15 protein-coding genes are annotated in these 20,675 nt (G+C 71.9%); 2 read left to right on the top strand and 13 right to left on the bottom strand.

Annotation, left to right across the window (positions count from 1 at the left end; all coding sequences use genetic code 11):
* From ACRQ4B_RS03295 to ACRQ4B_RS03255, 9 genes are all read right to left on the bottom strand, one after another.
* Entirely contained in the window at positions 1 to 960 is a 960-nt protein-coding gene (locus tag ACRQ4B_RS03295; protein WP_439693261.1) for a 3-hydroxyacyl-CoA dehydrogenase family protein, read from the bottom strand.
* Positions 957 to 1,955: a sugar phosphate isomerase/epimerase family protein gene (locus tag ACRQ4B_RS03290; protein WP_439693260.1), complete on the bottom strand. Its 999-nt coding sequence runs from the start codon at positions 1,953 to 1,955 to the stop codon at positions 957 to 959. The genes ACRQ4B_RS03295 and ACRQ4B_RS03290 overlap by 4 nt, the downstream gene beginning before the upstream one ends.
* Positions 1,956 to 2,046: 91 nt before the next feature.
* Positions 2,047 to 2,763 (bottom strand): GntR family transcriptional regulator, encoded by a 717-nt coding sequence (locus tag ACRQ4B_RS03285; RefSeq protein ID WP_439693259.1) that lies wholly within the window; start codon positions 2,761 to 2,763, stop codon positions 2,047 to 2,049.
* 25 nt (positions 2,764 to 2,788) lie between these two features.
* Entirely contained in the window at positions 2,789 to 3,766 is a 978-nt protein-coding gene (locus ACRQ4B_RS03280; RefSeq protein ID WP_439693258.1) for a matrixin family metalloprotease, read from the bottom strand.
* A 142-nt stretch (positions 3,767 to 3,908) separates the two neighbouring features.
* Entirely contained in the window at positions 3,909 to 5,999 is a 2,091-nt protein-coding gene (locus ACRQ4B_RS03275) for an acyltransferase family protein (RefSeq protein ID WP_439693257.1), read from the bottom strand.
* Positions 6,000 to 6,113: 114 nt separating this feature from the next.
* The gene (locus ACRQ4B_RS03270; RefSeq protein WP_439693256.1) at positions 6,114 to 7,028 is read right to left on the bottom strand and encodes a GNAT family N-acetyltransferase; all 915 of its coding nucleotides are present in this window, start codon (positions 7,026 to 7,028) and stop codon (positions 6,114 to 6,116) included.
* Between the two features lie 83 nt (positions 7,029 to 7,111).
* Positions 7,112 to 9,067, bottom strand: a complete 1,956-nt coding sequence (locus ACRQ4B_RS03265; RefSeq protein WP_439693255.1) for a S9 family peptidase — start codon at positions 9,065 to 9,067, stop codon at positions 7,112 to 7,114.
* Positions 9,040 to 10,851, bottom strand: coding sequence for an N-acetylglutaminylglutamine amidotransferase (locus ACRQ4B_RS03260; RefSeq protein ID WP_439693254.1), 1,812 nt, complete (start codon positions 10,849 to 10,851; stop codon positions 9,040 to 9,042). Before ACRQ4B_RS03260 ends, ACRQ4B_RS03265 begins: the two co-directional genes overlap by 28 nt.
* On the bottom strand, positions 10,851 to 13,409 hold the full coding sequence (locus ACRQ4B_RS03255) for a glutamate--cysteine ligase (RefSeq protein ID WP_439693253.1): 2,559 nt from the start codon (positions 13,407 to 13,409) through the stop codon (positions 10,851 to 10,853). The genes ACRQ4B_RS03260 and ACRQ4B_RS03255 overlap by 1 nt, the downstream gene beginning before the upstream one ends.
* A gap of 127 nt (positions 13,410 to 13,536) precedes the next feature.
* Between ACRQ4B_RS03255 and ACRQ4B_RS03250 the strand changes: the two genes are divergently transcribed.
* Positions 13,537 to 14,886 (top strand): alpha/beta fold hydrolase, encoded by a 1,350-nt coding sequence (locus ACRQ4B_RS03250; protein WP_439693252.1) that lies wholly within the window; start codon positions 13,537 to 13,539, stop codon positions 14,884 to 14,886.
* Positions 14,883 to 16,433 carry a GMC family oxidoreductase gene (locus ACRQ4B_RS03245; protein ID WP_439693251.1) on the top strand — a complete coding sequence of 517 codons (1,551 nt, stop codon included), beginning with the start codon at positions 14,883 to 14,885 and terminating at the stop codon, positions 16,431 to 16,433. Before ACRQ4B_RS03250 ends, ACRQ4B_RS03245 begins: the two co-directional genes overlap by 4 nt.
* Before the next feature lie 116 nt (positions 16,434 to 16,549).
* Here the strand turns inward: ACRQ4B_RS03245 and ACRQ4B_RS03240 are convergent, their stop codons facing one another.
* From ACRQ4B_RS03240 to ACRQ4B_RS03225, 4 genes are read right to left on the bottom strand one after another with little or no spacing between them, the layout of a single operon-like run.
* Entirely contained in the window at positions 16,550 to 17,371 is an 822-nt protein-coding gene (locus ACRQ4B_RS03240) for an ABC transporter permease (RefSeq protein WP_439693250.1), read from the bottom strand.
* Entirely contained in the window at positions 17,368 to 18,288 is a 921-nt protein-coding gene (locus ACRQ4B_RS03235; protein ID WP_439693249.1) for an ABC transporter permease, read from the bottom strand. The genes ACRQ4B_RS03240 and ACRQ4B_RS03235 overlap by 4 nt, the downstream gene beginning before the upstream one ends.
* On the bottom strand, positions 18,285 to 19,493 hold the full coding sequence (locus tag ACRQ4B_RS03230) for a polyamine ABC transporter substrate-binding protein (RefSeq protein WP_439693248.1): 1,209 nt from the start codon (positions 19,491 to 19,493) through the stop codon (positions 18,285 to 18,287). Before ACRQ4B_RS03230 ends, ACRQ4B_RS03235 begins: the two co-directional genes overlap by 4 nt.
* The gene (locus ACRQ4B_RS03225; protein ID WP_439693247.1) at positions 19,490 to 20,671 is read right to left on the bottom strand and encodes an ABC transporter ATP-binding protein; all 1,182 of its coding nucleotides are present in this window, start codon (positions 20,669 to 20,671) and stop codon (positions 19,490 to 19,492) included. The genes ACRQ4B_RS03230 and ACRQ4B_RS03225 overlap by 4 nt, the downstream gene beginning before the upstream one ends.
* Positions 20,672 to 20,675: the final 4 nt, after the last annotated feature.

Genomic DNA, 20,675 nt, shown 5'->3' with positions numbered 1-20,675 from the left:
TCAGTGGATCGGTGCCGGGCCGAGGTCGTCGAGCAGCTGCTGCATCGCGACGTAGGCCTTGTTCCGGTAGGCGACGAGCTCCGGGGTCCGGTCGGCGGGCACCTCGAGGTAGCCGGCGCCGGACTTCGTGCCGAGCTCGCCCGCGTCGACGTGCTGCTGCAGCGACGGCGGGGTCGCGAAGCGTTCGGGCCACCGGGTCTGCAGCGACTCGAAGCAGAACGCGTAGACGTCGAGGCCGGCCATGTCGGCGATCGCGAACGGGCCGAAGAACGGCAGGCGGAAGCCGAACGTGGTGCGCACGATGGTGTCGATGTCGTCGGGGCTGGCGATGCCCTCGTCGGCGATCTTCGTCGCCTCCTCGAACAGGGCGTACTGCAGCCGGTTCAGCACGAAGCCCGTCGAGTCCTTGACGCGCGCCGACTGCTTGCCGGTCGCGGCGACGACGGTCTCGCCGACGGTGATCGCGTGTTCGTTCGTGGTCGGGTGCGGGATGAGCTCGACGCCGGGGATGAACGGAGCCGGGTTCGAGAAGTGCACGCCGAGGAACCGCTCCGGCCCGGTGACGGCCTCGGCGAGCGACTCGATGAGGATCGTCGAGGTGTTCGACCCGATCACGGCGTCCGGTCGGGCGGCTGCGCAGATCCGACGGAGGGTCGCGTGCTTGATCTCGATCTTCTCCGGGACCGCTTCCTCGATGAAGTCGGCCGTGGCGACCGCTTCCTCGATGGAGTCGGCGGCGCTGAGGTGGGCGTCGACGCGTGCCACGGCGTCGGCGGGGAACAGGCCGTCCGCGACGAACTGCTCCGTCTCCGCGATGAGCCGGGCCCGGTTGGACGCGGCGATCTCGGCGGAGACGTCGGCGATCCGGACGGTGTGCCCGGCGAGGGCGAGGACCTGGGCGATCCCGCCGCCCATGTACCCGGACCCGACGACGGCGATGTCGAGGGTGCTCGTGCTCATCGGTGGTCTCCTCGTGTCGACGTCCCGACCACGGAGGTGGCGAGGACGGATCGGATGTACTGCTGGTTGGTGGCGCAGACGCCGAGGCTGTCCCCGCCGTACTGCTCGGTCATGACGATGCCGCGGAAGCCGTCGGCGACGGCGTCGCGGAGGACCTGGCGGTAGTTGATGAGCCCCGCTTCCATGGTGCTCGGGGCACTCGTCGCCCAGCTGCCGTCGCCCGCTTCGTCCCGCGTGTAGTTCTTCACGTGCAGGTAGTTCGTGTACGGCAGGGTCTTCGCGAACAGCTCCTTCCAGTCCTCCACCGGACGGTGCAGGCGGATGAGGTTCGCGACGTCGGCGTTCAGGCCGACGGTGTCCAGGCCGATCTCCTCGATGAGCCGGACGGCGCTGTCGGCGGTGCCGAGGTAGGTGTCCTCGTACAGCTCGAGGGCCATCGGCAGCCCGACGCTCGCCGCGTGCTCCCCCAGCTCCCGTAGGCGTCGCACCGCAGCGGCGCGCACCTCGGGGTCCTCGGGGTCCTTCGGTCCCTGGGCGGTCCAGAACCAGAGCGCCTTGCGCTGTGCCTCGTTGAACGGCTGGTGCAGCCCGGTCGAGAACACCTGCATGCCCCACTCGGCCGCCGCGTCGATCGTGCGGTGGGCGTAGGCGAGGTTGTCCTCCTCGTGCCCGGGCTGCACGACGCTCTTGCGCTGCAGGTGCACGGACGGGATCCCGACGCCGTGCGACCTCGCGATCGCGAACAGCTCGTCGCGTCGTGACCGTTCGAGGTCGGCGGGCCGGATGTGGCTGTCGGCGAGCTCGGCGAGCGAGAACCCGACGGCCTCGATCTGCGCGAAGACGTCGTCCCAGACCGCGGGGTCGGCGTCGTGGAAGGCGACGCCGTCGCGCGTGACCGGCGGGAACCCGTGCAGGCAGGTGGCGATCGGCCAGGTGTCCGACGTCCAGGTGGCGGGGTTCCAGTCCTGGTCGACCCAGTCCTGTGGTGTGCTCACGGAATGCTCCCTCGCATGTGTCGGTTCGGCGGTGAACCTCTTTCCTATAGGAAAGATACTCATGCGCAGGCGAAATGCAACCCGTCGGGCCCTACCCGGCGTGCGACGCGTCCGCGCGGGACCGGAGCCGCACGGCGTCGATGTGGTGCCGCATCGCCGCCACGGCCTCGGTCGGGCCCACCGCGAGGGCGTCGAGCACGGCGCGGTGCTCGGCGACCGCGCGCTCGGTGTCGTCGCCGCCACCCTCGACGATCTGCCGCATCCGGTGCACCCGGGTCGTGATGATCTCGGACATCTCCTCGAGGAACGGGTTCCGGGTCGCGTCGAAGACCAGCTGGTGGAACTGCCAGTCGCTCCGGAAGAACCGGGCCATGAGCTCCTCCGGTGCGTCGCCCGCCCCCACCGCCGCGACCTCCTCGGCGACCGCCGCCTGCTCCTCGAGCGCGCGGGCCAACCGGACGCGCAGCGCCGCCACGTCACCGCGGGCGGCGAGGTCCACGGCACCGCTCTCGACGATGAGCCGCGCGTCGAACAGCGCCTCGAGCTGGTCGCCGGCGAGGGGTGGCGACACCCGGTACCCCTTGTTCGCCTCGCGCGTCACGAGCCCGGTGCGCTCGAGTTGGACGAGCGCCTCGCGCACCGGTGTCGGGGACACCCCGAGGGTCCGTGCGAGTCCGTCGATCGACAGCCGCATGCCGGGTTCCACGTCGTGGCCCATCAGGACGTCGAGCACCCGGTCGTAGACGCGGTCGCGCAGACCGAGCTGCGTGATGCGTTCGGTCCCGAACCCGGGCATCGTGGCGGACATGTCTCGATCCTAGAGAATCGAGGAATCAGTACAGGGCATCGATCCCCAGGACGTCGCCGAGGCCGAGCGTGCGCTGGCCGACCTCGCAGGTCGTCGACGCCGGCTTCATCACGAGCCCGCTGTTCTGCGCGGTGTGTCCGAGTCCGAAGGCGTGCCCCCACTCGTGCGTGGCCACGCCACGCAGGTCGAACCGCGCGCCGGAGCACGTCGTGGTGCCCGACCAGGCGGCGGCGGTCGAGTACCGCTGGTCGACCTCGATGGCGACACCGGAGCGCGACCAGACGCAGGTCACCGCCAGCGTCCCGGACTTCAGGCTCCCCCACCCGATGACGCTCGCACCGCTCGACGCCCCGCACCCGCCCGTCGCGGTGACGCCGATCGCCTGGGTGGTGTTCCCGAGGAGGCGTTCGCCGGCCGTCGTCGTGACGGACTTCCCGCACGCCGCCACGGCACCCGTCCAGGCATCCGCACCGGCTCGGATGACCGTCGCCCCGGCGACCTTCTGCCCACCCGGGTTGTAGCTCCAGTCGATCGGGGCGGCCCACCGGAATCCGAGCTTCGTGTAGGTCTTGTTGCTGCAGCTGGAGGCCGGCTTCGCCGTGGTGGCCGCAGCCGCCGCGGACGTCACCGCCGAACGGCGATGCGCCGCGGCACGCTCCTTCCGGACGGCAGCGGGCGACCCGGTCCAGACGTGGTCGATCCGCACCGCGAGCCCGGCCGGGCCCGTGTTCGTGATCGAGACGTCGCCGGGGTCGATCGCACCGGCGGACGCCACCGGCAGGGCGGAGACCGTCGTGCCCGCCCGGGGCACCGTGAACCGTCGGCCGTCGGGCAGCACGACGGTGCCCGAGGACACCGCGCAGCCGCCGGACAACTCCGCAATGGTGATCCGGTCCCCGCGACACGACGGTGCAGCGCCGGCGGGCGGGCCGCCGACCGACGAGACGACGATCGCGGTCACCGCGATCCCGAGCACGACCGCCCCTGCGGTCACTGGAGCCATGCGCACGATCCGACCCTCCTGGTCCCCTGCTGCCACCCAGTCCCTTGTGTGGCGGAGTCAGTGTGCGGAGCAGGTGACGACGCGGTCAAGCCCCCCGAACTGGCCTGTGCGGAGCGCGGCCGGATGTGCCGTCGGGCCCGGTCTACCGGTCGCGGCGGGGCGTGGTCGCCTTGTCGATCCGCGTCCCGACGATGTCGGCCGTGGTCTCGGCGAACGCTGCGGTCATGTGGTGCCGGTCGAAGTAGACGATCAGTCCGCCCACCACCGTGTGGCAGGTCCCCTCGGTGCAGAACAGGTCGGTCACGTCCACGACCGGGGCCTTGACGGCGGCCGCGGCCCGGAGCATCGGGTCCTGATCGGCCGCGAGCTGCGCCCGTGCCAGCGGTGTCGTGCACGGGTCGGCGTCGTCCATGTGCTGCGCGACGCACTGCGGGACGTTCACCTCGGCGGAGATCGGGTCGTCGCGGAGTGCCACGACCTGCTTGCCACCGGCGAGGAGCGGCTTCCACACCGATTCGAAGTCGTCCGCCGTCAGCGACCGCCACGGCGCCGGAGCGTCGGTGTAGGCGCGCGTGTAGTTGGTGAAGACCACGGCCTGCACGTCCGTCGACCGCAGGATGTCGCGCTGCACCGAGGCGCCCCACGTGGCGCAGCTGGTGACGGTGGCGGGCTGACCGTTGTTCGCCGCGGCGATCCCCGGGATGCCGAGGCCCGCGCAGTAGCTCTTCAGGTAGGTGACGAACTCGATGCGGTGCTGCTTGCCGTACCGGTCGAGCGGCAGGAGGTACTGACCGGCGTGGGAGTCGCCCACGAGCGCGATCCGCTTGACCGGCTGTTCGGTGTCGCCGATGCGGCACGTCATCACGTCCGTCTGCGTGAGGCCCTGCTTGCACGGGTCGTCCACCGCGACGCCCTTGCCGATGTCGGACCGGGCGACCCCCGGGACGGTGAGGGCGTTCGGCCGGTTCGGGTCCGCACAGTCCGGGTCGCCCACCGCGAGCGCGCCGACGCACGGTCGCTGCTCACTGAGCGAGCTCCGCATCGCGTCGGCCCGTGCCTCGTTGGTGGCGTTCGTCGCCGCGGCCACGGAGGTGGACATCCCGAGCACAAGCACCGCGGTCGCGACGCCGGCCACGACCGAGACGAGCGGGCGCCGGTCGGTGAGCGCCGGCATGGTGCGCGCGGGGTCCTCGACGAACCGCTTCGTCAGGGTCGCGAGCACGAGCGAGAGCACGATCACCGCGAGCTTCGACTTGAAGCCGAGCGGGTGGTCGAGCGCGAAGGGCACGATCGTCAGGATCGGCCAGTGCCAGAGGTAGAGCGAGTACGAGATGCCGCCCAGCCACTGGACGCGCGGGAGCCGTGCGGCGTGGGTCGGCGACCACCAGATGTGCGGCGTGCCGGCGGCGATCACCAGCATCGTCCCGACCACCGGGAGCAGTGCGGTCCAGCCGGGGAACGGCGTCGCCTCGGTGAAGAAGAACAGTGCGGCGGCGATCATCGCCAGCCCGACCCAGCTCATCGACGCGGCGACCTCCCGGCGGGGCTTGTGCCGACCGAAGGTCACGAACGCCAGGATCCCGCCGAGGCCGAGCTCCCACGCGCGGGTCGTGGTGTCGAAGTAGGCGGTGGAGGGCGACGTGATCGTCATCACCACGGAGAGCACGAGGCTGACGGCGGTGATGCCGGCCAGGACGAAGAAGACCCGTCGCGCCGGGCTGATCCCCCGACGCCGTCGCGGCAGCGCGAGCACCCCCAGGACGATGAGCGGCCAGGCGATGTAGAACTGCTCCTCCACCGACAACGACCAGAAGTGCTGCACGGGCGACGCGGCGTCGTCCGCCCCGAGGTAGTCGATGCTCGACGCGGACAGCACCCAGTTCTGCACGGACACGGCGGACGCGGCGAACTCGTGGAAGTACTGCACCCACTGCACCTGCGGGACCCAGACGAACGTCGCGATCGCGGTGGCGACGAGCACCAGCGTGCTCGCGGGCAGGAGCCGTCGGACGCGGCGGGCCCAGAACCCGGCGAGGTCGACCCGACGGGTCTTCTCCGTCTCGCGCAGGAGGTGGCCGATGATGAGGTAGCCCGAGATGACGAAGAACACGTCGACACCGACGTAGCCGCCGGTCAGTCGGTTCGGCCACAGGTGGTACAGCACGACGGAGCCGACGGCGATCGCACGCAGGGCCTGGATCTCCGGCCGGAAGCGCCCCTCGACCTGCTGCATGACACGCGTACTGATCGTCGGCTCCCCGCCCTCGGCACCGCCACCCTCTCGCGGCGGCGATGTTTCGCCTCCGGGAGCCTACAGCGCGCGCCGTCGACGGTCGAACGTGGCCGCTCAGGGCACCTGCGCGAACCTCGGTGCCCCGCGGTCGCGCAACCGGAACCCGAGGTGCTGGTACAGCCCGATCGCCCCCGTGTTCCCCGCCGCCGCGTGCATGAGCGGCGTCTCGCCGCGCTGCCGGATGCCGTACGCGACGTCGAGCACCAGCCGTCGGCCGAGCCCCTGCCCGCGGAACCCGGCGTCGGTGCACACGGCGCTGATCTCGGTCCACCCCGGCGGGTGCAGGCGCTCCCCGGCCATGGCGACGAGGCGTCCCTCGCGCCGGACGCCGACGTACCGTCCGAGCTCGATCGTGCGCGGCAGGAACGGTCCGGGCTGCGTGCGCGCGATGAGTTCGAGGATCTCCGGGACGTCGTCCGGCGTGAGCTCGACCGCCTCGGGGTCCGGGGCGCCCTCGACGGTCTCGCCGGTGAGCTGCACGCCGCCGGATCCCTCGACCGCCGTCCACCCCTCCGGGAGCACCGCGGACGCGCCGACACCGAAGACCGCCCCGGGGCCGAGCAGCGCGCGGACGTCGTCCCAGTCCTGCTCGGTGGGCTCCGACGGGATGCCGGTCCACACCGAGACGTCGGGCAGGTACCGAGCGACCTCGCCGCGACGCTCGGCGAACCGGGCGTGGTGGCCGTTGAGGGAGGCGAGTGCGGGGTTGTCCAGCACGCGCGTCGGGGTGCCGTCGTCCGCGACCGACAGGTCGAGCGTCCGCAGGGCCGCGCCGCGGGCGTCGCCCTCGCGGAACCCGAGGTCCTCGATCCGCCGTCGGTCGCCGTCCGCCCACCCGGTGGTGTCGGCGACCACGGCCGCGGCGTACCGGCGGCGGGCGAGTGCCACGACCGCGCCGACATCGGACGCGGTGGTCAGGGCGACCTCGCCGGGTCGGGTCAGGTCGGTCGCGTCGGCACTCGTGGTCATGGGTCCATCCTGCGACCCCGCCCACGACGGACACGCCATCGTTGCACCGCGTGACGCGGTCGAGCGCAGCCGCGTGACGCGGGCTAGTGCAGCCGTGCGGCCAGGAACCCCACCATCCGCCGCACGAGTCCGGCACGTGAGGACGCCCGCCGGTACTCGTGGCCCTCGCCCGCGAGTTCCAGGTACTCCACGTCGTGCGACCGTGCACGCAGGGCCGCGACGACCTGGTGCGCCTCACCGATCGGGACGTTCGTGTCGAGCTCGCCGTGCACCACGAGCAGCGGTGCGGTGACGTCGTCGACCGCGCGCATCGGGGAGAGCGACCCCAGCAGTGCGGCGTCGTCGACGGGGTGCCCGTACTTCGTCGCCGCGGCGGCGGCGATCCACGGCTCGGTGTCCCGGTAGAAGGTCGCGAAGTCGCTCATCCCGCACACCGCGACCCCGGCCGCGAAGACGTCCGGGGTGAACGCGAGCGACGCCAGGGTGGCGTACCCGCCGTAGGACCGACCCTCGACGGCGACCCGGGAGCGGTCGGCGTACCCGCCCGACACCAGGAAACGCGCGCAGTCCACGACGTCGGCGAGCGCGTTCCAGCGCAGCGCGAGGTCGTCGGCGTGCACGAAGTCGCGTCCGTACCCGCTGGACCCGCGGATGTTCGGCGCGAACACGGTGATCCCCGCCGCGGCGAGCGCCTGGTGCTGCGGGGAGAAGGTGGGTCGTTCCTGCGACTCCGGTCCGCCGTGCAGGTGCAGCATCGCTGCGCGCGGGCCGGGAGGCACGACACCGGCAGCGGGGTCGCCGCCGGTCGCCGGTGCGGCGGGCTCCACCGCCCGGTACAGCCAGCCGGTCAGCTCCAGTCCGTCGCGCGCGGTGAACCGCTCGAGGGTCGGCTCGACGAGGGCCGCGTCCGGCAGCGCGGGCACGTCCGTGACCCGGCTCCACGTGAGCGCGTTGGTGTCGAGCCGCCAGAGCTCGCGCGGCCGGGTGGGTCCCTCGACCGCGAGGATGACGCTCCGGCCGTCCCGGCTGAGGACGGGGTCGGTGACGACGTACCCGGGCAGGTCCGGCACGGGCGTCCGCGAGGCGTCGTGCGTGTTGATGAGGTCGAGCTCGCTCCGGCCGTCCACGTTCCACCCGAGCAGCAGCGTCCGGCCGGCGTCGTCGGCGTCGAGGTACTCGAGTTCGGCGTCGGCGCGCTCGACGATCCGGCGGGGCCGCCCGCGCCACCCGTGCGGCCCGACCGGCTGGGCGACGAGTCCGCGGCGGGGCAGCCCGGCCTCGGTGGCGACGTAGGCGACGAGCGGGCTGGTCTCGCTGGCGGGTGCCGGGCGCAGGAACGCGATCTCGGCGGACCCCTCCGGCGGGTCGGTCAGGAGCGGGTGGCTCTCGTCGGTGAGCCGGTCGACGGCGACGACGAACTCCTGTCCGCGCTGCCCGTCCCGCAGGACGACGAGGCGTTCCTCGACGGAGAGGTCGAGGATGTGGATGAGCTCCCCGACGGCGAGGTCGTCGCGGTCGCCGGAGACCGGGTCGACCAGGTACGAGCGGGCCGGCTGGTCGGGCTCGGTCGACGGCAGGGTGATGACGACCCGGTGGCCGCTGCGGCTCCACGGCCCGAGCTCGGCGTGCTGGTACCGCGAACCGGCGATCTGCGCCGCGTTGCTGCCGTCCGGACGCACGACCCACACCTGTTGCTTCACGCCGCCGTCGGTCGCGATGGCGACGGCGAGCCACTCGCCGTCGGACGACCACGTGACCCGGATCACCGGGTCGTCGGACAGCCGGATCCGCACCGGTTCGGGCGGGGCGCCGTCGACGACGACGTCCTGCACGAAGACCTCGGGGGTGCCGTGCCGGTCGCTGACGAACGCCACCCGACGCGCGTTCCGCGTCATGGTGGGTCCCCACGATCCCCAGGCCGCGACGAGGCGCTCGCCCAGGTCGGCCGCCTGCTCGACGCGCGCCGACGACGCGACCGGTGTCGTGCCTCCAGTCCGGACGGACGCCACGTTCACCGCACCCCCTGCTGCTGCAGCCACATCTCGATCAGGCCGAGCTGCCACAGCGCGTTCGCCCCGATCTCGGTCCTGGTGCTGTTCGGGTCCTGGAGCATCCGTTCGACCGTCGCCGGGTCGAACAGCCCGCGTTCCCGCGCCTCCGGGGCGTGCAGCGCGACCCGGACGCGCTCCAGGTAGGGGCCTTCGAGCTGCCGGATCGCCGGCACCGGGAACGACCCCTTGCTGCGGTCGATGACACTGTCGGGCACGATGCCGCGCGAGGCGCGCTTCATGACCCCCTTGCCGCCGTCGGTCAGCTTGAGCGCCGGCGGGATCGCGCCGGCGAGCTCGACGAACTCGTGGTCGAGGAACGGGACCCGGGCCTCGAGGCCCCACGCCATCGTCATGTTGTCCACCCGCTTCACCGGGTCGTCGACGAGCATGATCGTCGTGTCGCTGCGCAGTGCCGCGTCCACGCTGGTCTCGGCACCCGGTCGTGCGAACTCGCGGTCCACGAACGCCGACGGGGTGTCGTCGTCGCTCCGCCAGCGTTCCCCGAGCAGCCCCTGCAGTGCGGGCCAGCGGCGGTCCATGAACACCGACCGGTAGGCCTCCGCAGCCTGGTCCCGCGGGACGTCGGCGAGCGGCGGGTACCAGTCGTAGCCGGCCAGGACCTCGTCGGCGCCCTGACCGGACTGCACGACCTTGACGTGCTGCGAGACCTCCTGGGACAGCAGGTAGAAGGCGACGCAGTCGTGGCTGACCATGGGTTCGCTCATCGCTGCGACCGCGCCGTCGATGCCGTCGAGCAACCGCGACGACGGGATGTGGATGCGGTGGTGGTCGGTGCCGAAGTGTCGTGCGACCTCGTCCGAGTACTCGAACTCGTCGCCGGACTCCCCACCGGCCGCCTCGAAGCCGATGCTGAACGTGGCGAGGTCCCGCTGACCGGCCTCGGCGAGCAGCCCGACGACGAGCGAGGAGTCGATCCCGCCGGACAGCAGCACCCCAACCGGCACGTCGGCGACCATGCGCCGCTGGACCGCGGTGCGGAGCGATCCGATGAACGCCTCCTGCCAGTCCTCGTCGGACCGGTCCGCCGCGGCCGGGTCACGCTCGAACCGGGGCTGCCAGTAGGTCGTGTCGACGGACTCGCCCGACGGTTCGACCACCCGGACGGTCGCCGGGGGCAGCTTGCCGACACCGGCGAGGATGGTGCGCGGCGCCGGGACGATCGAGTGGAAGCTCATGTACGACGCGAAGGCGACCGGGTCGATGGACGTGTCCACCCCGGCGCGGCGTCCGCCGGCGTCCGACGTGTCCCCCGCCAGGATCGCCGGCAGGGAGCTCGCGAACCGCAGTCCGCCGGGCACCGCCGCGACGTAGAGCGGCTTGATGCCGAGCCGGTCGCGGGCCAGCACGAGCCGACCGCTGGCGTGCTCCCAGATCGCGATCGCGAACATGCCGATCAGGTGCTCGACGAACGCGGTGCCCCACTCGGCGTAGGCGGCGACGATGACCTCGGTGTCCGAGGTGGAGTCGAACGTGTGCCCCTTGCCGTGCAGTTCGTCGCGGAGCTGCCGGTAGTTGTAGACCATGCCGTTGTAGGCGATCGTCAGCCCGAGCCGTGACACCACCATCGGCTGCGCGCCGGCCGTGGACAGGTCGACGATCGACAGTCGGCGGTGCCCGAGCGCGACCGGTCCCCGGGCCCAGAGTCCGTCGCCGTCCGGTCCGCGGTGCCGCAGGCACCCGGTCATCCGGGCGACCGCCCCGACGTCCGGCGCCGTGCCGTCGAACCGGATCTCGCCCGCGAGTCCGCACATCAGCTGTCTCCCTGCGTCTGTCCTGCTCCGGTGATCCAGGTGTCCTTCGCGCCGCCGCCCCGCGAGGAGTTCACGACCATGCTGCCCTCGGGCGCGACCCGGGTCAGCGCGACGTCGGCGAGGTGGGTGTCGTCCGGCCCCGTCCCCGTGACGTACACGAAGGCCCGGAGGTCCACGTGCCGGGGGTCGAGTCCCGCCGGCCCGATCGTCGGGTGCGAGGACAGCTGCACGACCTCCTGCCCGACCCACCCCGCGGGGTTCGCGGCGATCTCGCGTCGGCGTTCGGCGACCTCGGGTGCGCTCGCGCTCGGGCCGATCAGGACGTCGCGCCCGCCCTCGCCGTCGACGGGCTTCGTGACGAGTTCGCCGACCCGGTCGAGCACGGACAGGCGTTCGCCCTCGATGCTGGTCCGGTAGGTGGGCACCGCTTCGAGGAGCGGCTTCTCGTCGAGGTAGTACCAGATGAGGTCCGGGACGTTCACGTACATCGCCTTGTCGTCGACCAGGGCGTTGCCCGGGGCGTTGGCGAGGTGCACGCGTCCGGCCGCCGCGACGTCGAGGATCCGGGCGCCGAGGTCCGGCGCGTGCTCGGCGGTCAGGGCGCTCGCGTCGCGTTCGATCCGCAGGTACAGCCCGTCCAGCACCTCGCCGGTCGCCGCGACGACGACCCGGCCGTCGCGGACGTCCAGGTCGGAGCCGGCCAGGAGGCGCAGCCCGGCCCCGTCGGCCAGCCTGCGGTGCTCGAACCACGCGCCGGCGGCGGGGCCGTCGCTGATCAGCGCGATCACCGGGTCTGGGTTGCCGGTCACGGCGGTGGCGTTGGTCCGCAGGGTGTCGCCGAGGAGCGCGGTCACCTGCGCGGGGTCGCGCAGGTCCGCCGGACGCGGGGCGTCCGGCACCACCTCGTCCATCAGCTCGCGCAGGGCGATGCCGTACGCGACGCCCGACGGCGAGCGGACGTTGTCCTCGAGCACGCGCCACCCGCCGAACTCGTTGCGCACCAGGTCGAACCCCATCACCGGCGCACGGACGGCCGTGGCGGGGAGGCGCGCCGCGTCCGGGTCCCAGCCGTTCGCGCCGACGAACTGGTGCTCGTCCATCGCCCCGTCGGCCACGATCCGCCGCTCGCCGTAGGCGTCCCGGAGGAACAGCTCGATGGCCCGGGCGCGCTGCCCGAGCCCTGCCGCGAGCTGGCTCCACTCGTAGGCGCTGATCGTGCGCGGCACCAGGTCGCACCCGAACGTCTGCACGCCGCCGTCCACCACGAAGCCGACCTCGTGCTCCCGGGTCCAGGCGTCGCGGGCGGCGCACCGCTCGATCGTCGTCTCGGCGTCCCAGTCGCGGAAGAACACCGCGAGGTCGCGGAACGCCGGACGCGGACGCGCGCCGGGACCGACCGCCTCGTCACCGGCGCGGACACGGTACGACGGCAGGGTCACGGTGGGGTGCTCGGTCCGACCGGAGGGCGTGCCGGCGGTGTCCTGGACGACCGACGCCACGACGTCGTCGAGTTCACCGCGCTCGGCATAAGCGGTGCGCTGGCGGTCGGTGGAGTTGCCCCGGGCGAGGGTGTCCTCGAGGAGGCCGGCGACCGTTCCCCAGTCCCCGAGTTCCTCGAGCTCCGGTCGGAGTCGGGACACGAGCTGGCGCACGGCGGTCTCGGCGGGCAGGCGCGCCGGGTGCTGCCCGAGGCCGAGCAGCTCGCCGGTCAGGCCGCTGCGTGCCGCCTGCCACATCGCCGCGCGGTGCAACGGCTCGCTGCGCGGGTGCCACTCGGCACCGGACTCGACCGACTTCTCCGCCTTGCGGACGGCCGCACGGAACAGCCCGGCGATGAGCACGGCGTCGTCGACGATCGGGGTCGCGTCGCAGACCCTGAGCTCGAGCGTCGGCGCGTGCGACGAGGGCCGGACGTCGAAGTAGGCCATCTTCTTGTCCGCGATGACCCCCGAGGCGATCAGGTCGTCGAGGACCTTGTCGTACTCGGCGGCGTCCGCGACCCGGCCGAAACTGCCGGCGGACGGCCACCGCTGCCAGATGATGCTCCGGAACGACGAGTACCCGGTGTCCTGGCCGTTCCAGAACGGACTCGACGCGCTGAGCGCCAGCAGCACCGGCAGCACCGGGGCCACCCGCTGGGCGATCTGCACGGCCAGGTCACGGTCGCTCACCCCGACGTGCACCTGCAGGCCGCAGATGAGCTGTTCGTCGACGAGCATCCGGTACTGCTCCTGCATGCGGCCGTAGCGGCCGCCGGAGGTCAGCTCGAAGTCGGCGTACTCGGACCGTGGCGCGGTGCCGGCCGCCGCGATCGTGACCCCGGCGGGAGCGATCGCCGCGCTGAGCTCGGTGCGCAGGTCGACGATCACCCGCCGGAGGTCGTCGAGGGTCCGCACCACGGGGGTGTTCGTCTCGATCGTCGTGCGCTGGAGTTCCGCGCCGAAACGGTCGGCGGGCAGCTTGGGCAGAAGGCGCGGGGCCTTCGCGGAAAGTCGGCCGGACTCGAGGTCGATGAGGTGCAGCTCTTCCTCGGCGCCGAGCGTCAGCTCTGCACTCATGTCTGGAACCTATCGCCGGGACCCGCGAGCGTCCCCACCTCGCAGGAGATCGTCGCACGCCCGAAACATCGTCCGACGGGGTACACCCCGCTGGGAGCGACGCCGCGCGGCACCGTAGGAACGAAGCATGCCCACCACCGTGTTCTGCCTGCACGCCCTCGGCTCGAGTTCCGAGGAGTTCGCGGGTCTGCGCAGCCGCCTCGCCGGGACCCTGGACCTGATCGGGATCGACCTGCCCGGGTTCGGGACGAGCACCGCGGCGACCGGCACCACGGTCGAGGAGATGGTCGTGCTCGTCGAGCGGGCGATCGGCCGCAGCGGCGCCACCGACTGGGCGCTCGTCGGGCACTCGATGGGCGGCAAGGTCGCGTCGGTCGTGGCGTCCCGCACCGTCGACGGCACGAACGGCCTGTTCGGGCTGCGCGCCGTCGTGCTGATGGCCGCGTCGCCGCTCTCGCCGGAACCGATGGCCGAGGACCGCCGGCAGAGCATGCTCGACTGGGCCGCCGACGGTGAGATCGGTCCGGACGAGGCCGAGGAGTTCGTCGACGCGAACACCGCGTCACGGTTGGCGCCCGAGCCCCACACCAGCGCCGTGCAGGACGTCCAGCGCGCCGTGCCGCAGGCCTGGACGGACTGGCTGGTGCGCGGCAGCCGGGAGGACTGGTCGACCGTGTTCCCGCCGAACCCGGTACCGGCCCTGGTGCTCGCCGGTGCCGAGGACGGCGACCTCGGTCCGGACGCCCAACGCTCGCTGAACCTGCCGCACTGGACCGCGGGCGAGTTCGACGTCGTGCCCGGAGCCGCGCACCTGCTGCCGTGGGAACAGCCGGACGAGGTCGCCGACCGCATCCGGGACTTCTGGCGACGTCGCGTCGACCAGGGACCGGTCGTCCCCGCCGACACCGCCCGCGTGATCGCGTCACCGCGGGTCAGTGCCCGGACCCGCGGCATCCTGGCCGTCCGGGCGCTCCCGGACGACCCCGACCGGGAACCGCGCGCCCTCACCCGCGGACAGCTCGACACGCTCCGTGCCCTGGCGCGGGTCGTCGTGCCGCAGCCCGGTGACCGCCCCGTCGACCTCGCCCTGCGCGTCGACGACCAGCTCGCCGAGGGGCTCGGCGACGGGTGGCGTCCCGACGGTCTGCCCGCCGACGTCGAGGCCTACCGTGCCGGGCTCGACGCGCTCCAGGCATCGGCCGCTCACGGCGACGACCACCTCGCCACCGACCTCCGGACCGTGACCGAGGGCGGGTTCACGCCGACGTCCGGACCGTTCGACGCGGAGCAGCTGCGCGCCTGGGCCGAGGACGCCGCGGTCGACCTCGCCAAGCAGTGGATGGCACACCCCGCGACGATGGCCGCGGTCGACTACGACGGGTTCGCCAACGGCGGCGACGGGCTCCGGAAGCAGGGCTTCCTGCTGCTCGGGGCCGACCGACGCGAAGCATGGGAACCGACGGGAGCAGCACGATGAGACTCGACCAGCAGCGACGGTACGACGAGGACGAGGTCGTCGACGTGGTCGTCGTCGGGACCGGTGCCGGCGGCGCGCCCCTGCTCGCCACCCTCGCGCGCCGCGGCCTGCGCGTCGTGGCGCTGGAGGCCGGCCCGAACACCGAGCCGGGCGACCACACCCCGGACGAGGTCGAAGCGCCCAGCGACATCAACTGGATGGACGAGCGGATCAGCGGCGGCAGCGCCCCGACCGCGTTCGGACCGAACAACAGCGGCACGGGCGTCGGCGGGTCCACCCTGCACTGGGGCGCGTTCACCCCGCGACCGACCGAGCACGACATCCGGCTCCGCAGGGACTCCGGGCAGGGCGAGGACTGGCCGATCGACCACGCCGAGCTCACCGGCTGGATCGAGCAGGTGGAGCACGACGTCGGCGTCGCCGGACCCGCGCACTACCCGTGGGACCCCGCGCGCCGCTACCGGATGGGGCCGCCGGCACGGAACGCCTCGTCGGACATGATGATGCGCGGTGCCGCCGCCGTGGGGATCACCGCGACGGACGCCCCCGTCGGCCTGACCACCGAGGACCGGCACCAGGAGCACCACGGTCTCCGCCAGGCCTGCGTCGCCTGCGGTTCGTGCCACCAGGGCTGCCGGAACGGGGCGAAGGTGTCGATGGACACCACCTACCTGCCGGCCGCGGTCGCGTTCGGCGCCGAGATCCGCGCCGAGGCGTTCGTGCACGGCATCGAGCTCGACGCCCGTGGCGAGGTCGAGGCGGTCGTGTACCGCCAGGACGGCCGCGACCACCGGCAGCGGTGCCGCACGCTCGTCCTCGCCGCCGGCGGGATCGAGACGCCGCGGCTGCTCCTGCACACCGGGCTCGCGAACAGCAGCGGGCAGGTCGGCCGGAACTTCACCGCGCACGGCGCCACCCAGGTGTGGGCGACCTTCGACGAGTCGATGCGGTCCTACCGCGGGTACCCGTCGTCGATCATCACCGAGGACTTCGTCCGCCCGGCCGACGCCGACTTCGCCGGCGGGTACCTCATCCAGAGCCTCGGCGTGCAACCGCTCACCCTGACGACCACGCTCGTGCGCGGCGGCGGGCTCCGCGGCGCCGAACTCGTCCGGGCGCTGCAGGACTACCCGCGGATGGCGGGCGTCGGCATCAACGCCGAGTGCCTGCCGTACGACGACAACCGGCTGGTGCTCTCCGACGAGCTCGACGCGAACGGCGTGCCGAAGGCCCGCGTCACGTTCTCGCCCGGGTCGAACGAGGAGGCCATCACGAAGCACGCGGTCCGCACCATGACCGCGATCGTCGAGGCCGCCGGCGGGAAGGACGTCCGGGTCCTCGACCGCACGGCGCACACCGTGGGGACCGCTCGGATGGGCACGGACGCGGGGAGCTCCGTCGTGGACGACGCCGGTCGGTCGTGGGACGTGCCGAACCTGTGGATCGTGGACAACTCGGTGTTCCCGAGCTCCCTCATCGCGAACCCGGCCCTGACGATCATGGCGCTCTCGCTGCGCACGGCCGACCGCCTGCTCGGCGCCGCCTGACCCCTGTCTCCGGAACCCTGAGGACCGCCGCCCGACCCCGCCGGACCCCGCGCGATCGCACACCAGGACGACGACTGCACGTGGTGCACCATGCGCAGTCGTCGTCCGGCTGAGCGTCAGCCGCGGGTCCGGGTCAGACGCCGGTTCAGCGCCCCGTTCAGCAGCGCCACGAGCAGCCCCACCGCGAACACCAGCGTGCCGAAGCACAGCACCTGCGGTGGCATCCCGGCCTTCGCGGCGCCGTACACGAACAGCGGGAACGTGACCGAGGGCCCCGCGACGAACGAGGTGATGACGTAGTCGTCGATCGACATCGCCAACGCCAGCAGCCCGGCGGCCAGCATGCCCGGCGCGAGCAGGGGCAGCGTCACGAGCCGGAACGCCTGGAACGGTGTGGCCCCGAGGTCCCCGGCGGCTTCCTCGAGCGCTCGGGACGTCCCGGCGATCCGCGCCCGGAGCACGACGACGACGTACGCGACGTCGAACGCCACGTGCGTGAGGAGCACCGTCAGGAACCCGGTGCCGAGGCCGATCGACAGGAAGAACGACAGCGACGCCGACCCGACGACGATCGACGGCGCCGCGATGTCCGCGAAGACCACGGCGTTCACGGCACTGCGCCCGGGGAACCGGTACCGCTCGAGCGCCAGGGCCAACGGCAGGCCGATCGCGACCGAGATGAGCGCGGCGAGGAACGCGATGACGACCGAGGTGACGAAGGCCTGCCCCAGTCCGGACACGTTCACGAGGTTGGCGTACCAGTAGGTCGTGAACCCGTTCCAGGCGAACGAGAGCCGGTTCGTCGGGGCGTCGTTGAACGAGTACACGATCATGTAGACGATCGGCACGAGGGTGATCGCGATGACCACCCAGTACACGATGGCGAGCCACGGCCCGCGGCGGTTCACCCCGTGGTGACGTGGTGCGACGGCGGTCATACGAGGTCCTCGAGGTCGTCGGTGCCGGAGACCCGGGCGTAGATGAACAGGATGATGCCGAGCACGACCATGAGCACGGTCGACAGTGCGGCGGCGACGTTGTACTGCTGGTTGCCGGAGTAGGCGTCCTGGATCGCCTGCCCGATCGTGTAGGTGTTCGTGCCGCCGAGCAGGGCGGAGTTCACCGGGTCCCCCACGCAGTCGATGAACACGAGGAGCACCCCGGCGAAGATGCCCGAGCGCGACAGTGGCAGCGTGGTGTGCCAGAACGCCCGGACCTTGCCGGCGTACAGGTCGTTGGCGGCTTCGCCGAGCCGCGGGTCGATGCGTTCGAGCGCGGCGTAGATCGGCAACACCATGAAGGCGAGGTCGTTGTACGCGTCACCGAAGATCACCGCCCCGCCGGTGCCGAGGATGTGGAAGCCCTTGCCGGCGACCCCGATCCCCTGCAGGAACGTGACGACGGGGCCCTGCGACGCGAGCACGAACGCCCACATGTCGGTGCGGATGATGAACGACACCAGGAAGCTGACGAAAACGAGCATGAGCAGCGGGTTCTTCCACCGCGGGGACACCCGGAACGCGATGAAGTACGCCACCGGGTACCCGACGATGATGGTCACCAGCGTTGCAGCGAAGCCGTACCAGAGCGATCGCAGCAGGAACGTCAGGTACGGCACCTGCGGGTCGACGAAGAGCGACGAGTAGATCCCGAAGTTCCACGTGAAGGTGTAGCCGTCGTCCGGGTTGCCCGACATGAGCGAGACGACGAGCCCGGACACGAGCGGGATGACGAAGAACACGCAGAGGTACGCGGTCCCGACGAGCGCGAGCAGGAACGGCGTGCTGCGACGACGCCCGCGACGGACCGGCGCCGGGTCGAGACCGACCCCGGGGGCGACCCCGAGCGCCGTCACGACTGCACCACCGCGTTGAAGACGCCGTTCCACTCGGAGTACTCGTCGTAGTTCTCGAACACCCGGAACTCGTGCGACTCGTCGAGGACCGAGGCGTCGGGGAACACCAGTGGGCTGTCCGCGACCGTGGCGTCGTCGAGCTCGTTCCTGACGTAGTCCTCGGCCCCGGGCACGGGACACACGTAGTTGACGTAGTCCTCGACGATCCCCGCGATCTTCGGCGTGTAGTAGAAGTCCATCCAGGACAGCGCCGACACCGGGTTGGACGCCTGCCGCGGGATGAGCATGTTGTCGTGCCAGGTCATCTGCCCCTCCTCCGGCGTGACGAACTCCAGGTGCGGGAACCCGGACTGCTGGGCCTGGAACACGTCGCCGGACCACGCCTGGGTGATCCAGGTGTCGCCGTTCTCGAGCCGGTTGATGTAGCTCTGGTCGTAGAACCCGGTGACGCTCGGCCGGAGCTTCCGGAGCCACGCCTGGGCCTTGCGCCAGTCAGCCGGCGTCGACGTCTCCGGGGCGATGCCGAGGGCGAGCAACGCCAGCGAACCGAGCTCGGTGTTGTCGCTCATCAGCCCGATGCGGCCCGCGAACGCCGGGTCGAGGAGGTCCTGGAACGACGTGATCTTCCGCCCGGTGTACTTCGGGTTGTACGCGAGTCCCGTGAAACCGGTCTGCCAGACGACCGAGTGCTTGTTGTCCGGGTCGTAGTTCGGGTTCTTCACCGAGTCGGACGCGTACTTCGCGAAGTTCGGCAACCGCGTGTGGTCGAGCTCGCACACGAAGCCGTTCTTGATCATCTCGGTGAGCTCGTACCCGTTCGTCATGACGACGAGGTCGTAGCCGGTCGCGCCCTGTGCCCGCAGGATCGGCGAGACGGTCGCGTAGAACGTCGCGTTGTCCTGGATCACCGCCTGGTAGTCGACCGCGATCCCCGTCTCCTGCTTGAAGAGCGCGAGCGACTCGGACTTGCCGTGGTCGGAGTCGATGTAGAGCGGCCAGTTCGCGAAGTTGAGCTCCTTGGTCGGCTTCGCGTCCTTCCAGAACGCCGTCCAGTCGACCGCGGGGCCCATCGACGCGGCAGATCCCTTGATGCTGCAGCCGGCGAGCAGCGCCGCGACGGCGGCGGCACCGCCGCCGGCCAGGAACCCGCGTCGGCTCACCCGGGCGGACGTCAGTCCGCGCACCAGGTCGGGCCGGCTGCTCACGCGACCGCTCCTGCTGTGGCGGGCGCGGCCTGGAGGCCCGGGTCGGCTCCGGCGGTGACGGTCGCGTCGGACGCGGGGTGCGCCTCCAGGCCGAACCCGTGGTCGACGCCCCACGTCAGCCAGACCTCGGTTCCGGTCGCGATCCGCGGCCCGCCCTTCGAGTTCTGCGCGAAGACCGAGACGCGACCGGCACCGGGCACGTCGACGAGGTACTGGGTGCTGACGCCGGAGAACGAGACGTCCACCACGCGACCCGGCCCGAGGATGTTGCGGCCCACCTCCTGCGACGGCTCCGCGGTGCGGATCTTGAGCTTCTCGGGACGGACGCCGACGACCACGCGGCCCGACGTCGCGACCGACCGCGACGTCGGGACGGCGAGCGTGCCCGCGGCGGTCCGGACCACGAGGAGTTCGCTGTCGGTGCCCTGGACCTCGCCCTCGAGCAGGTTCGACTGACCGAGGAAGTTCGCGACGAACGCGGTGCGGGGCAGCTCGTACAGGTCCTGCGGGGAGCCCATCTGCTCGATGCGGCCACCGTTCATGACGGCGACCGTGTCGGCCATCGTCATCGCCTCTTCCTGGTCGTGGGTGACGTGCAGGAAGGTGAGCCCGACCTCCGCCTGGATGGTCTTCAGCTCGAGCTGCATCTGGTGTCGGAGCTTCAGGTCGAGGGCGCCGAGCGGTTCGTCGAGCAGCAGGAGCGCCGGGCGGTTCACGATCGCCCGGGCGAGGGCGACGCGTTGCTGCATGCCGCCGGAGAGCTGGGCGGGCCGCTTCGACGCCGAGCCCTCGAGCTCGACGAGCCGGAGCGCCTCCGTCGCCTTCGTCATCGGGTCCGGGATCTTCCGGCGCTTCAGGCCGAAGGCGACGTTGTCGAGCACGCTCATGTGCGGGAAGAGCGCGTAGTTCTGGAACACCGTGTTGACCGGCCGCTGGTACGGCTTGGTGTCGGTGACGTCGCGGCCGCCGATCGTGATCGTGCCGCTCGTGGGTTCCTCCAGGCCGGCGACGAGCCGCAGGGTGGTGGTCTTGCCGCACCCGGAGGGCCCGAGCAGCGCGAAGAACGACCCGGCCGGGACGGTCAGGTCCAGCGCGTCGACCGCGGTGTGCCCGGGGAAGGACTTGGTGATCTGGTCGAGCCGGAGATCGGCTCCCGATTCGGCGAAGGTGCCGGTCATTGCC

The sequence above is a fragment of the Curtobacterium sp. SP.BCo genome, from assembly GCF_051903265.1.
In the GTDB taxonomy this organism is placed as follows: domain Bacteria; phylum Actinomycetota; class Actinomycetes; order Actinomycetales; family Microbacteriaceae; genus Curtobacterium.
This window is presented reverse-complemented; position numbering and strand designations above follow the sequence as displayed.

Bases quoted from the DNA above. Each gene is read 5' to 3' on its own strand.
- ACRQ4B_RS03250 (WP_439693252.1), top strand. From the start codon at position 13,537: ATGCCCACCACCGTGTTCTGCCTGCACGCCCTCGGCTCGAGTTCCGAG.
- ACRQ4B_RS03260 (WP_439693254.1), bottom strand. From the start codon at position 10,851: ATGTGCGGACTCGCGGGCGAGATCCGGTTCGACGGCACGGCGCCGGAC.
- ACRQ4B_RS03275 (WP_439693257.1), bottom strand. From the start codon at position 5,999: ATGCAGCAGGTCGAGGGGCGCTTCCGGCCGGAGATCCAGGCCCTGCGT.
- ACRQ4B_RS03255 (WP_439693253.1), bottom strand. From the start codon at position 13,409: ATGAGTGCAGAGCTGACGCTCGGCGCCGAGGAAGAGCTGCACCTCATC.
- ACRQ4B_RS03245 (WP_439693251.1), top strand. From the start codon at position 14,883: ATGAGACTCGACCAGCAGCGACGGTACGACGAGGACGAGGTCGTCGAC.
- ACRQ4B_RS03240 (WP_439693250.1), bottom strand. From the start codon at position 17,371: ATGACCGCCGTCGCACCACGTCACCACGGGGTGAACCGCCGCGGGCCG.
- ACRQ4B_RS03225 (WP_439693247.1), bottom strand. From the start codon at position 20,671: ATGACCGGCACCTTCGCCGAATCGGGAGCCGATCTCCGGCTCGACCAG.
- ACRQ4B_RS03270 (WP_439693256.1), bottom strand. From the start codon at position 7,028: ATGACCACGAGTGCCGACGCGACCGACCTGACCCGACCCGGCGAGGTC.
- ACRQ4B_RS03280 (WP_439693258.1), bottom strand. From the start codon at position 3,766: ATGGCTCCAGTGACCGCAGGGGCGGTCGTGCTCGGGATCGCGGTGACC.
- ACRQ4B_RS03295 (WP_439693261.1), bottom strand. From the start codon at position 960: ATGAGCACGAGCACCCTCGACATCGCCGTCGTCGGGTCCGGGTACATG.
- ACRQ4B_RS03285 (WP_439693259.1), bottom strand. From the start codon at position 2,763: ATGTCCGCCACGATGCCCGGGTTCGGGACCGAACGCATCACGCAGCTC.